Raw genomic sequence first — 12,120 nt, forward strand, 5'->3', positions numbered from 1 at the left:
TCGGGGCGACCCCGACGCCCCGTCGCGTCGCTACGCGCTGACGCCCACCCGCTCCACGAGCGGCGGGTAGAGCTCCTCGTCCCGGGCGACCGGGGCCGCCGTCGCCGCGGCGATCTCGACGCCGTGGTCCGCGAGGATCCGCTGCGTCTCGTTCGCCGAGACGTAGGACACCTCGGTCGAGGCGCCGATCGGCACCACCGAGTGCAGCACCGTGCCGTCGTAGACGTGGATCAGGTTGAACGCCTGGGCGCCGTTGCGGGCGCGGGTCGCGCCCATCGGCACGTTGAGGTCCTGGGTGTAGCAGGTGGCCGACGCGACCGAGACCGGGATGCCGGCGAACATCGCCGTCGACGAGTAGTGCAGGTGGCCCGCGATGATGCTGCGGACGTCGGAGCCCTCGAGCACCTCCGCGAGGGCGGTCTGGTCGCGCAGCTCCACGAGCACCGAGAGGTCGAGCACGCTCGGCACCGGCGGGTGGTGCAGCGCCAGGATCGTGCCGTGCGGAGCGGGGCTGGAGAGCTCCTCCGCGAGCCAGTCGAGCTGGGCACCAGAGATCTCGCCGTAGTGGGCGCCCGGGACGGTCGAGTCCAGCGCGATGATCCGCAGCCCGTTCACGTCGTGCACCCGGTCGATCGGCTGCGTCGTCGGGAGCTGGTCGAGCAGGCCCGAGCGGAACGCGGCACGGTCGTCGTGATTGCCCATCACCCAGATCACCTCGGCGCCGAGGCGGGCGGCCGCGGGCTCGACGACCGCGCGGAGCTTGGCGTACGCCTCCGGCTCGCCCTTGTCGGCCAGGTCGCCGGTGACGACGATCGCCTCGGGCCGGCCGCCGGACGCCTCCAGCTCGTCGAACAGGAGCCGCAGCTGGGCCTCGCTGTCGACGTCGGAGCCGTACAGCCCGCCGTCTCCGGCGATGAAGTGGGTGTCGCTCAGGTGAAGGATGAAGTGGTTGGGCCGGGGGTACTCGGCCTGGCGGAGGGACATGATCCTCGGGTTCCACGATCGGCGGGAGCCGGATCACGCGACCCGGCGTCGGCACTTGCGCACTGCTCCAGCGGAGGCGACCCCGCTGCGATCAGTCCATCATCGCGGGGTGAACTCCGGGCCAACACCGGTCGGCGCGTCATCGAACGGTTCTCCCAGGTTGCCGGTCGCTGCGCGGTCCTCCCGGACCCCGGAGGACCGCCGCGATCAGAGCCGGGCGAGCAGCCGCGCGTAGAACTCGATGGCGCGCTCGAACTGGTCGGCCTCGACCGACTCGTCGACCCCGTGGATCCCGAGCTGCTGCCGCGGGCTGATCTCGAACGGGATGAAGCGGTAGACGTGGTCGCTGATCGCGTGGAAGTGCCGCGCGTCGCTGCCGCCGGTCTGCACGTACGGAGCGACGACCGCCTCCGGGAACGACTCCTGCACGACCGCGCGGAGCAGGTCGTAGGGTCCGCCGTCGCCGCGCTCGCCGGTGGGCGAGACGGGGGAGGGCTCGTGGGCGACCTTCACCTCGACCTCGACCTCGGGGTCGTCGATCACGGCGCGGATGCGCTCGACCACGCCCGCCACCGTGCCTCCGGGGTTGATCCGCACGTTCGCCGTCGCGCTGGCGCTGGAGGCGAGGACGTTCGCGCCGGTGCTGCCGCGCAGCTCGGTGATCGCGACGGTCGTCCGCAGCATCGCGGCCGAGCGGTTGGAGTGGGCGGCGAGCGCGCCGATGACGGCGTCCGGATGCTCGTGGGGCCGGCTGTACCAGACGGCGTGGGCTGCGTCCGCGTGGTCGGCGGCCGCGCGCACCAGCTCGGCGATCGGCTCGGGGAGGGTGGAGGGGAACGGGTTCTCGGTGAGGCGGTGGATCGCCCGGGCGAGCCGCTGGGTCGCCAGCAGGCCGGGCGGGGGCGGCGGGGCGGACGCGTGGCCGCCGGCGTCGCGGCAGGTCAGCTCGAGGTTCATGATCCCGCGCTCGGTGACCCCGATCACGGCGAGGGGGGTCGTGACTCCGGGCAGGATGCCGCGCCGCACGTTCCCGCCCTCGTCGAGCACCAGGCGGGGCCGCACCCCGCGCGCGCCCAGCAGGGCGACGACCGAGGGGGCGCCGTCGCCCGCCGTCTCCTCGTTGTGGGTGGAGAGCAGGTAGACGTCGTTGCGGGGCCGCTCGCCCCGCAGCACGGCCGCCTCGACCGCTTCGAGGAGGGCGACGAGCGAGCCCTTGTCGTCGAGGGCGCCGCGGCCCACCACGGAGGTGCGCCCGTCGGCTCCGACGACCGTCTCGGCCGCGAAGGGGGCGTGCGACCACTCCGCGGCAGTGACACTGACCACGTCGTAGTGCGCCATCAGGACGGCCGGCTCGCCCGGCTCCTCGCCGCGCCAGCGACAGAGGAGCGAGTGCCCGGCGACTGTCTCGAAGTCCAGGGCCGCGTGCAGTGCCGGGTAGAGCTCGGCGACGAGCGTGCGGAACGCCTCGAAGCGGCTCCAATCGGTGGCCGTCTCGTCCGAGTGGGACACCGTCTCGACGCGCAGCAGGGCTTGGAAGCGCTCGAGCGCGGTCGTCGTCACCGGGCTAGCCTACGACGGCGGTGCCGGGCTCCCGGCCCCGGCGAGCGGAGGTGCGCGGTGGGACTGCCCGAGGTGTGCGTCGTCTACGTCCTCCGCGAGGGCCCGCGGGGCGCGGAGGTGCTGCTCGGCCGGAAGCGCCGCGGCCTCGGCGAGGGGCGCGTGGTCGCTCCCGGCGGCAAGCTCGAGCCCGGCGAGTCGCCCGTCGCCGCCGCCGTCCGCGAACTGCAGGAGGAGGCCGGGCTCGTCGCCCGAGCGGCCGATCTGGAGCCGCGCGGCGTGCTCGACTACTCCTTCCCGCACCGGCCGGCCTGGAGCCAGCGCTCGCACGTCTTCCTCTGCCGCCGCGTCACCGGCGAGGTCACCGAGTCGAGCGAGCTCGCCGCCGCCTTCGTCCCGGTCGAGGAGGTGCCGTTCGAGCGGATGTGGGATGACGCCCGCCTCTGGCTGCCGGGCGTGCTGCGCGGGGGCGCGCCCGTGCGCCTCCGGGTCGAGTTCGGCGCCGACCTCGCGAGCGTGGCCTCGTGGGGGCCGGCCGACGCTCAGACGAACGTTCCCGCCACCAGCAGCGCCAGCAGCGAGATCACCGAGGCGATCGAGAGCGTCAGCGAGTAGGCGGTGAACGTGCCCCGCACGGTGAGGCCGAGCACGGACTTGAAGAGCCAGAACGCGTTGGCGTTGACCATCCCGAGGAAGAGCGCGCCGGAGCCGGCGGCCAGGGCGATCAGCGCCGGGTTCACGTCGAGCACGGGGATCAGCGGGGCGACGATGCCGACCGCGGTGATCGCGGCCGTCGAGACCGAGCCGATCGCCGCGTGCAGCACGGCCGCGACGACCCAGGTGAGCAGGATCGGCGAGAGGGCCCGCCCGTCGAAGGCGCCGGCGAGCGCGTCGCCGACCCCGGTTCCTCCGACCACGGCGGCGAGGCTGCCGCTGACCCCGGTCAGGACGACGATCGGGCCGCTGCGGGTCAGTGCTCCGCCCAGTGCCGTGGCCACGGCGCCCTTCGGGAGCGTCCGCAGTGCCGTCGCGTAGGCCAGCACCAAGCCGGCCAGCAGCGCGATGTGCGCGTCGCCGAGGAACCGCAGGAGGGGGACGTCGAGCTCGGCCAGCTGGGTGAGCGAGTTCGCGGCGATCAGCACGATGGTGAGGGCGATCGGAGCGACGGCCAGCGCGAGCGGCACCCGCCGCGTCGCGAGCGCCGTGCCTCCCGTGGCCGCGCCCGCCTCGGGCTCGAGAGCGGGCCCCGGGACCGCCCCGCCCTCGAGGTCGCGCTCGTCCCGCCAGCCGCCGCGCTTCACCAGGGCGCTGTACACCAGCACGGTCAGCACGATGGTGACGATGCCCAGCGGGGCGCCGATGGCGACCATCGACGGCAGGGGAGCGCCCGCGATGCCTGCCGTGGCCAGCGCGGCGGCTCCGGGGACGACGAAGACCACGCCCACGATCATCCCGACGATGGAGGAGCCGGCCAGCAGCCCGTAGCCACCGGCACCGAGCCCCCGCGAGGCCAGACGAGTCAGCGGTGCGCTCATCACGACCAGCACGTCGGAGTAGATCGAGGGGAAGGCGACGCCCAGGGTCAGCGCGTAGGCGACCGGGAGCGCGCGCCGACCGAAGCGCTTCACGAGCCAGCGGGCGAGCAGCGGGGCCACGCCCAGCGCCTCCAGGAGCGATCCGAGCAGCAGGCCGAGCGCGATCAGCAGGCCGATGTCGCCGAGGACCGCGCCGAATCCGGACGTCATCGCGGTCACCGTCCCCTCGCCGCCCTGCCCCGAGACGAGGCCGAGCCCGAGGGCCGAGACGAGGAGGGCGATCACCGGCTCGACCTTCAGCACGACGATCAGGACCACGACGGCCACGATCGTGAGCAGGATGAGGAGCACGGGCCAGTAGTCGGTCATGGGCGGTCCTTCTGTCGAGGAGCGGGAGGGCCCGGAGACCGGGTCGCCGCGAGCCGTCCAGCCCCGGCCGTGGTGCGCCGCCAGACGGACGATCGCGCGGATCCGCGGAGCCGGGAGAACGCCGCGGAGATGCGGCGCGTCAGCGGAACATACCGATCCCCGACCCTGCTCCCCGACGTCGACGACTTCTTTCGTCATGCAGCGTCGCGAACACCCGGGCCGGATGCGCACCCTGCTACTTTCACCGGGCAGACGTCCTCGGGGGGAGGACGCAGCCGCATCTCTCCTCCGTGGTCACCCGCATCCGGACGGCCTCCGCCGTCCGACCCGCCAGGCGCCCTCCGTGGGGCGCCGCCGTCAGCGGGCCACACGACAGCGACGCGATCCGGCCCCGCCCGGACGCGCCCGAGCGCAGCAGGAGCACTACCCATGACGGCACAGATCATCGACGCGACCGATCTCGACGAGCTCCGGCGCGTCGGGCAGGAGCTCCGCGAGGGCGCGACCGTCATCGCGCAGACCGACACGAACTACGGCGTGTTCGCCAGCCCCTTCTCGCGCAGCGCCTGCTTCCGCCTCTACGACATGAAGAAGCGGGACGGCGCGAAGCCGCTCACCCTCTTCGTCTCCGCGCCCCGCGACTGGGCGACCTGGGCCTTCGCCCCGGAGACGGCCGACATGGACGCGCTCGTCGCAGCGTTCTGGCCGGGGCCGCTGAACGTCATCCTGCGCCGCAAGCCCGTCGTCCCGGATTGGGTCACCTCGGGCCAGGACACGGTGTCGGTCGTGCACAACCTCAGCGCCCCGATCAACCTGCTCTCGATATTCGCGGGCCTGCCGCTCGCGGCCACCTCCGCCAACATCAGCGGCACGGTGTCGACCGGACTCGTCGACTTCGACCTCGCCGCGGAGCACCTCGGCGGCGACAGCGACTACCTGATCCGCAGCACCACCGCCCCCGACTCCACGATGAGCAGCACGATCGTCTCCCTCGTGGGCGGCGCGTCGATCGTCCGTCAGGGCGACGTGGGCGCCGACGCACTGCGCGTCGTCGTGCCCTCCCTTGTCTGACCTCGGGCGCGGGGACGCCCCGCGCGGCCGCAGCGCCGCCGGGCTGATCACGGTCTACCGGATCGTCTCGCGCGCCTACTTCCACCTGCCCGTGGTCGCGGTGTTCCTGCTGGCGCGGGGCTACCCGATCCTGGCCGTGGCGCTGCTGCTGGCGCTCTACGGAGTGGTGGCGGCGCTCGCCGACGGCCCGCTCTCGCCGCTCACACGCCGCCTGTCCTCGGCGGGCGCGCTCGTCGTCGGCGAGGGCGTGAAGGCACTGGGCCTCGTCGTGATCGTGCTGGACGCGGATCCGGTCGCCGTCGTGATCAGCCAGCTGCTCGCCGGCTGCGGCTTCTCGCTGACGGCCGGGCGGGACGCCGCGCTGGCCTCCTCGCTGCGCGCCGGAGCCGATGCTCGCCGCCAGGAGACGCGGGTGCAGAGCGGAATGTTCCTCGCCTCCTTCGGCGCGGGAGTGCTCGGGGCCGCCTCGCTCGCGCTCTGGGACCGGCTGCCGTTCCTCCTCAGCGCGCTCGTGTCGTGCGCCGCGCTGGCCGTGGTGCTCCTTGCCCGCCTGCCGCTCGGCGCGAGCGCCGCCTCGGGAGTGGCGGCGCGCGCCGTGCGGCCGGCCGTCCTGCCCGCCGCGGTGCGCTTCTGGTCCCTCTACTACTCCGTGAACCGCGCCGTCCTGCTCGCCGCTTACACCTTCGTGATCCCGCTGCTGCTGTTCCAGGAGCTGCGTCTGACGCTGCCCGCGTTCGGCCTGGTGCTCGGCCTCTACACGCTCGCCGGCCTGGCCGCCGCCCGGCTCTCGCCGCTCATCGCCGGCACGCCCCTGGTCTTCCGGCTGACGGCGCTCACCCAGGTGCTGGGCCTCGCCCTGACCACCCTCGGGGTGCTCGGCGCCGCGATCGCCGGCCTGGCCCTGCTCGGGATCGCGGGCGGCTTCGTGCGGCCCGCGACGATGATCGCCCTGGCGCCGGCGATGAACGGGCTCGAGGACGGCGCCCGGGTCGCGGTGATGCGCGGACTGGAGCGCAACCAGGGGATCCTCCAGGCCGTCCTGCTCGTCGGCGCCGGGATACTCGTCCCCCTCACGGGAGGGACCGCGCCGACCCTCATCGTCCTCGTCGTCCTCGCGGTCCTCGCGCAGACGATCGGGGCCGTCTCGATGCGACGACAGGAGAGGAGGGCCGTCACCGCGGAAGCGGAGTGACAGAGGAAGTCCGGGACGAGCCCGCCGGCGGCATCCCTCATCCACGTGCAAGGAGTGAAGCAATGCAGCCCATCTACACGTTCTCCGATTCCGACAGATCGACCCTCCAGCAGTCGCTGCTGGCGGTCGCCATCGACCCCTACAAGGACTACGACCGCTTCCGCGACGCGATCGCCGCGCTGATCGACAGCGGCGACGTCCCGCAGGGCTTCGTCGACGCGCTCGCCCGCATCCGGCGCGAGCGCGACGAGAAGATCACCTACGCGCACCTGATCTCGAACAACCCGGTCGACGACGAGATCCCCTGGCTCGACCAGGACGACGCGCTCGAGGACAAGTACCGCAAGAAGCTGACGTTCGTCGGCGAGGGCCTGCTCGAGCTGCAGTCGCAGTACCTCGGCTCGCCGCTGCTCGCGTACGCCACCCGCAACAACGGCGACTTCTTCCAGGACGTCTACGCCGACAACCGCTTCTCGAACACCCAGACGCAGAAGACCGACGGCGAGCTGTACTGGCACAACGAGCGGACCGCGCACCCGGTGCGCGCCGACTTCATCTCGCTCCTGGGACTGCGCACGCCCGAGACCGACCTCGTCTACACGAAGTACGTCGACGGCCGCGAGATCCTGCGCTTCATCTCACCCGAGAACCAGGCGCTCCTGCGCGAGGCGGTCTACATCACCCCGTTCGACGAGCTCTCGCGCGCCCAGAACAAGAACCAGATCGTGTCGGACCAGCACGCTCTGCTCGAGAACGAGCACAGCTTCCGCTACTACGACACCCGGACGGTGCCGGCCGACCCGGACGACCTGCCGCACCTGTGGGCGCTCTGGCAGTTCCGCGATGCGCTCTCGAAGGTCAGCGAGCAGTACCACCGGATCCGCGACGCGGACCTGCTGATCATCGCGAACCAGGACGGCTTGCACAGCCGTCAGCTCGTCGACGTCCAGGACCGCGACAAGACCCGCTTCCGCTGGCTGCTGAAGACGTACTCGTTCCGCGACGCGGCGACCGCGGACCGCCACTCCGACTACTGGCTCGACGGCGTCCGCGGCCGAGTCACCGACTGAGAGAGAAGGAGAACGACATGACCGATCTGACCAGGAGCACGCCCCCGCACCCGCTCGACTTCCTGCCCGCGACGGCGCCCCTGGAGGTGTCCAGCGACGACGTGACCGACGGCGAGCGGCTCGCCGAGGCCCAGGGGAGCGGCGACACCAGCCCGTCCCTGCGCTGGAGCGCCGGCCCCGAGGGCACGCAGTCGTACGCCGTGACCGTGTTCGACCCCGATGCGCCGACCCTCGGCGGCATCCACCACTGGGTCCTGGTCGACATCCCGAAGGAGGTCACCGAGCTGGCCGCCGGCTCGACGGAAGTGGGGCGCCCGGCGCTCAACGACCTCGGGTCGCTCGCCTACGCCGGTGCGGCCCCGCCGCCCGGTGACCGCCCGCACCGCTACCTCTTCACGGTGCACGCGCTCGGAGTGCCGACGCTGCCGGTCGACGAGTCGACTCCGGCCTCGCTGGTCGGCTTCCATCTGACCGTCAACACGCTCGCGCGAGGCTCGCTCACGGCCCTCGCCTGAGCCGTCCCGTCGGCGCGCGCGGCGCGGACGGGCGCGCACCGGGCACCGGAGTCGATCCGGAGCCCGGTGCGCGTCCGTTCGCGGCATCACCGCCGCGGACGACGGGAGGCGATCCGCTAGGCTTCCGCTCGGCCGGGGCCCCGCCCATGGCGTCTCTGGACACCACGAAAGGGAAAGAATGACCAGCACGACGGTGATCGAATGGCGTGAGCAGGCTCCTGCGGAAGCGGTGGACGCGCTCTACGCCCCCGGTGGACTGGTCGTCTGCGCGACCAAGGTCGGCTACATCCTGATGACGACCGACGGAGCGGGCCTCGAGCGCAAGTTCTCGGCCAAGCAGCGCAACCGCAACAAGCCGGGCGTCGTGCTCTGCTCCAGCATCGAGCAGCTCACCGAGCTCGCCGAGCTCAACGAGGAGGTCCTCGCCTTCTACCAGAAGCACTGGGACCAGGACGTCCTGCTCGGCTGCATCCTCCCGTGGAAGGCCGAGGCCGTCGACCTGATCGACGAGGACGCCCGCGAGCTGGTCCGCGACGGACGGGGCACCAGCTGCTTCGTCATCCGCTTCGGCCGCCCGGCCGAGCAGCTGGTCGCCACCATGTGGGAGCGCGACCGCACCCTCACCTTCGCCAGCTCGGCCAACCCCTCGGGCGTGGGCAACCGCGGCCGCGTCGCGAACATCGGCGAGCGGATCGAGAACGAGGCCGACGTCATCGTCTCGGCCGACTCCTACGTCTCCTCGATCCAGCCGGACAAGGACGAGGACTCCCGCCACGAGCAGGGCGTCATGGTCTCGATGGTGGACGCCTCGGGCGCCCTCATCCCCGTGCAGGGCGGCGAGCGCTCGATCACCCCGGGCCCCGTGCTGATCCGCCGCGGCCTCGACTACGAGCGCATCATGCTGAACCTCGCCGAGCAGTTCAACTCCTGGGACTACCGCCAGGGCGAGTACTACTGATCCGGTGAGGGATCGGATCGACGGCCGGGCCGGGGCGCGCCCCCGGCCCGGCCGTCGTCGTTGCACCGCCAGGACTCCAGCAGGCCGTGAGGGGTCGTCGACCCCTCGCTTCACCGGCGGCCGACGCTCGCCGGCCCCCTCGAGGACCTCGTGATCGACGTCTCCGATGGCGCGGAGCCCCGCGCGCTGCGCGTTCTCGGGTGGGCCGCAGCCGTCTCCCTCCTCCCGGTCGGCGTGACGGCGGCGCTGGCGGGACTCGGAGCGCTCGTGGAACCCGGCTTCGCCTCCCTCCTCCTCTTCCTCGCGGCGGTCGGGCTCCTTCCTGGAGCGCTCGTCTTCGTCCTCCCGTGTGCGGCGCTGGCACTTCGGCGATCGACGTCGACACCGTCGCTCGCTCCGGCCCTCGTCCTGGTTCCAGCGTGGCTGGCAGCCCTAATCGTCGTGTCGCCGTCGATAGCGCTCGTGGTCGGCGTGGCCGACGGGCAGCCGAGCGCGAGCAGTGTCCTGCAGGCGGTCGCTCCGGGCCCGGCGCTCCTCGTCGCCGTCCCGCCGAGCATCCTCGCTCGGGGCCTCTCCCTGCTGCTTCTCGCGCTCGGGCGACGGCGGCTCCGCCGGTCCGGTGAGCCACGGCACGAGGAGCGGGCGCCCGGATGGTACGAGTGATCGCGGGCGAGTCCCGCCGTCAGAGCTCCAGCACGTCGCCCGGCTCGAGGGCGTGGTACTCGCCGCCGCCCTCGCGCACCGCCCAGCCGAGCCGGTCGTGGCCGAGCGAGCGCCCCGCCTCCGAGAGCACCTGCTCGTGGGTCGCGAAGGCGTGCCGCGGGGCGAGCTCGAGCACGTAGTCCATCGCCTCGGCGATCTTCATCCACGGTGCTCCCGAGGGAGCAGCGAGGATCTCGACATCGACGCCCTCCGGCACTGTGAACGAGTCGCCGGCGTAGTAGACCCGGCCGTTCACCAGGACGCCCACGTTGTCGATCACGGGGATGCTGCGGTGGATCACCGCGTGACGGGAGCCGAAGAAGCGCAGCTCGAACGGGCCCACCGTCACGACATCGCCGTCGGCGACCGTCTCGACGTCGAAGCCCTCGGCGGCGGCGGCGACCCCGGCCGGGCCGAGGATCCGCAGCGACGGGGCCGCGTCGCGCAGGCGCTGCAGCTGCTCCGGGGTCCAGTGGTCGGCGTGCTCGTGGGTGAGCACCACGGCGACGGTGTCGGTCGTCCCCTCGACGGGCCGGGTGAAGGACCCCGGATCGATCACCAGCCGGGCGCCGTCCTCCTCGATCAGGACGGCGGCGTGCTCGAGTTTCGTCAGTCTCATGCCCCGAGCCAACCGCCTCGGCGGGCGGCGGGCAAGGCCGGGGCCGAGCGGAGACCGGATGGGCCGGGCGCTCGATTTGCGTCGATGCGGATCCGTGTGCAACACTCTTCGAGTTGCAAAAACGCGGCCCCATCGTTTAGCGGCCTAGGACGTCGCCCTCTCACGGCGGTAACGCGGGTTCAAATCCCGCTGGGGTCACCACGGCAACACGAGAAGAACCCCCGGTCTGACCGGGGGTTCTTCTCGTTTAACACCCGGGTGCTCGCCACGCGGCACCCGCTCGACGCATCGCGCCGATCGCCTCGTTCCCGCTCCGCCTCCCCGGGGCCGCATCCCGCCGGATCGGCGCTAGGATCGCATCCGCGAAGGGGAGTATCCCGCCTTTCCGCTCCCGTCAGTACGCACCGCCCCTGCGCGGCGCCGGGGGCGGGACGGGTGACGCGGACCGGCACGGCCGTCCGCTCCCCGGGGAGAGACTTTCGGCCCCCACCCACTCGGAAGGCCCTCATGCTCGATCTGCCCGTCTGGTTCGTGATCGGCTCGTTCGTCGTCCTGAGCCTGATCCTCGCCGCCGACCTGCTGCTGGTCTACAAGCGCCCGCACGTGCCGAGCCTGAAGGAGTCGGGGCTGTGGGTCGGCTTCTACGTGTCGCTGGCGCTCGTGTTCGCGCTGCTGATGCTGATCCTCGGCGGCGGCGAGCTGGCCGGCCAGTTCGTCGCAGGCTGGCTGACCGAGTACAGCCTCTCGGTCGACAACCTGTTCGTCTTCGTCATCATCATGGGCCGCTTCGCGGTGCCGGCGAAGCTCCAGCAGGAGGTGCTGATGGTGGGCATCATCATCGCGCTGGTCTTCCGCGGCGTCTTCATCCTGCTCGGCGCGCAGCTCATCGAGAGCTTCAGCTGGATCTTCTACCTCTTCGGCGCGTTCCTGGTCTACACGGCCTGGAACCAGGCGTTCGGCGCGGAGGACGAGGACGAGGGCACCGACAACCTGCTCATCCGGCTCCTGCGCCGCCGCGTCAAGATCTCGGACTCGTTCGACGGCTCCAGGATCCGCACCACGATCGACGGCACGCGCCACTTCACGCCGATGCTGATCGTGTTCCTCGCGATCGGCTCGACCGACCTGCTCTTCGCGCTCGACTCGATCCCGGCGATCTTCGGCATCACCGAGAGCCCCTTCATCGTGTTCACCGCGAACGTCTTCGCGCTGATGGGGCTCCGCCAGCTCTACTTCCTGCTCGGCGGGCTGATCGACAAGCTCGAGTACCTCAAGTACGGGATCGCGTTCATCCTCGCCTTCATCGGCGTGAAGCTCGTCCTGCACGCCCTGCACGAGAACGACCTGCCCTTCCTCAACGGGGGCGAGCCGGTGCCGGTGTGGGACATCGACACGATCACCTCGCTCGTGGTCATCGTGCTGAGCATGACCGTGGCGACGCTGGCGAGCCTGGCGAAGATGCGCCGCGAGCACCGCCACATCCAGCTGCACGACGGGCACCCCGAGGTCGTCGCGGACGACGCCCGGTCCTCCGCCGAGGAGAAGTGA

At 72.0% G+C, this 12,120-nt stretch carries 12 protein-coding genes and 1 tRNA gene; 9 read left to right on the forward strand and 4 right to left on the reverse strand.

The genetic code is table 11. From position 1 onward, the window contains the following. Window positions 1-30 precede the first annotated feature (30 nt). Window positions 31-984 (reverse strand): phosphodiesterase, encoded by a 954-nt coding sequence (locus tag C5B98_RS03130; protein WP_104327296.1) that lies wholly within the window; start codon window positions 982-984, stop codon window positions 31-33. A 207-nt stretch (window positions 985-1,191) separates the two neighbouring features. Then, complete coding sequence (locus C5B98_RS03135) at window positions 1,192-2,544, reverse strand: M20/M25/M40 family metallo-hydrolase (RefSeq protein WP_104327297.1); 1,353 nt, start codon at window positions 2,542-2,544, stop codon at window positions 1,192-1,194. Window positions 2,545-2,601: 57 nt separating this feature from the next. Here C5B98_RS03135 and C5B98_RS16810 point away from each other — a divergent pair, with 57 nt between their 5' ends. After that, entirely contained in the window at window positions 2,602-3,156 is a 555-nt protein-coding gene (locus C5B98_RS16810) for an 8-oxo-dGTP diphosphatase (RefSeq protein ID WP_181065444.1), read from the forward strand. Here C5B98_RS16810 and C5B98_RS03145 read toward each other — a convergent pair. Further along, on the reverse strand, window positions 3,084-4,445 hold the full coding sequence (locus C5B98_RS03145; protein WP_181028702.1) for a GntP family permease: 1,362 nt from the start codon (window positions 4,443-4,445) through the stop codon (window positions 3,084-3,086). The genes C5B98_RS16810 and C5B98_RS03145 overlap by 73 nt on opposite strands. Window positions 4,446-4,874: 429 nt before the next feature. On the opposite strand from C5B98_RS03145, the gene C5B98_RS03150 reads away from it, so the two are divergent. From C5B98_RS03150 to C5B98_RS03175, 6 genes are all read left to right on the forward strand, one after another. Next, window positions 4,875-5,516: an L-threonylcarbamoyladenylate synthase gene (locus C5B98_RS03150; RefSeq protein ID WP_104225616.1), complete on the forward strand. Its 642-nt coding sequence runs from the start codon at window positions 4,875-4,877 to the stop codon at window positions 5,514-5,516. After that, window positions 5,509-6,708: a hypothetical protein gene (locus C5B98_RS03155; protein ID WP_104225617.1), complete on the forward strand. Its 1,200-nt coding sequence runs from the start codon at window positions 5,509-5,511 to the stop codon at window positions 6,706-6,708. Before C5B98_RS03150 ends, C5B98_RS03155 begins: the two co-directional genes overlap by 8 nt. A 62-nt stretch (window positions 6,709-6,770) precedes the next feature. Continuing rightward, a complete protein-coding gene (locus C5B98_RS03160) occupies window positions 6,771-7,778 on the forward strand; it encodes a TauD/TfdA family dioxygenase (protein ID WP_104223082.1) in 1,008 nt (335 codons plus the stop codon). A 17-nt stretch (window positions 7,779-7,795) separates the two neighbouring features. After that, the gene (locus tag C5B98_RS03165; protein ID WP_104223083.1) at window positions 7,796-8,293 is read left to right on the forward strand and encodes a YbhB/YbcL family Raf kinase inhibitor-like protein; all 498 of its coding nucleotides are present in this window, start codon (window positions 7,796-7,798) and stop codon (window positions 8,291-8,293) included. Between the two features lie 178 nt (window positions 8,294-8,471). Further along, window positions 8,472-9,251: an L-threonylcarbamoyladenylate synthase gene (locus C5B98_RS03170; RefSeq protein WP_104223084.1), complete on the forward strand. Its 780-nt coding sequence runs from the start codon at window positions 8,472-8,474 to the stop codon at window positions 9,249-9,251. 150 nt (window positions 9,252-9,401) lie between these two features. Beyond that, window positions 9,402-9,914 (forward strand): hypothetical protein, encoded by a 513-nt coding sequence (locus tag C5B98_RS03175; RefSeq protein WP_104327299.1) that lies wholly within the window; start codon window positions 9,402-9,404, stop codon window positions 9,912-9,914. 19 nt (window positions 9,915-9,933) lie between these two features. Here the strand turns inward: C5B98_RS03175 and C5B98_RS03180 are convergent, their stop codons facing one another. Next, complete coding sequence (locus C5B98_RS03180) at window positions 9,934-10,572, reverse strand: MBL fold metallo-hydrolase (RefSeq protein WP_104225619.1); 639 nt, start codon at window positions 10,570-10,572, stop codon at window positions 9,934-9,936. A gap of 125 nt (window positions 10,573-10,697) precedes the next feature. On the opposite strand from C5B98_RS03180, the gene C5B98_RS03185 reads away from it, so the two are divergent. Beyond that, window positions 10,698-10,773, forward strand: a tRNA-Glu gene (locus tag C5B98_RS03185). A gap of 306 nt (window positions 10,774-11,079) precedes the next feature. Continuing rightward, on the forward strand, window positions 11,080-12,120 hold the full coding sequence (locus C5B98_RS03190; protein WP_104223086.1) for a TerC family protein: 1,041 nt from the start codon (window positions 11,080-11,082) through the stop codon (window positions 12,118-12,120).

This window comes from Rathayibacter sp. AY1A5, from assembly GCF_002930875.1.
GTDB lineage: Bacteria > Actinomycetota > Actinomycetes > Actinomycetales > Microbacteriaceae > Rathayibacter.

Bases quoted from the DNA above. Each gene is read 5' to 3' on its own strand.
- C5B98_RS03190 (WP_104223086.1), top strand. From the start codon at position 11,080: ATGCTCGATCTGCCCGTCTGGTTCGTGATCGGCTCGTTCGTCGTCCTG.
- C5B98_RS03180 (WP_104225619.1), bottom strand. From the start codon at position 10,572: ATGAGACTGACGAAACTCGAGCACGCCGCCGTCCTGATCGAGGAGGAC.
- C5B98_RS03160 (WP_104223082.1), top strand. From the start codon at position 6,771: ATGCAGCCCATCTACACGTTCTCCGATTCCGACAGATCGACCCTCCAG.
- C5B98_RS03170 (WP_104223084.1), top strand. From the start codon at position 8,472: ATGACCAGCACGACGGTGATCGAATGGCGTGAGCAGGCTCCTGCGGAA.
- C5B98_RS03150 (WP_104225616.1), top strand. From the start codon at position 4,875: ATGACGGCACAGATCATCGACGCGACCGATCTCGACGAGCTCCGGCGC.
- C5B98_RS03145 (WP_181028702.1), bottom strand. From the start codon at position 4,445: ATGACCGACTACTGGCCCGTGCTCCTCATCCTGCTCACGATCGTGGCC.
- C5B98_RS03165 (WP_104223083.1), top strand. From the start codon at position 7,796: ATGACCGATCTGACCAGGAGCACGCCCCCGCACCCGCTCGACTTCCTG.
- C5B98_RS03130 (WP_104327296.1), bottom strand. From the start codon at position 984: ATGTCCCTCCGCCAGGCCGAGTACCCCCGGCCCAACCACTTCATCCTT.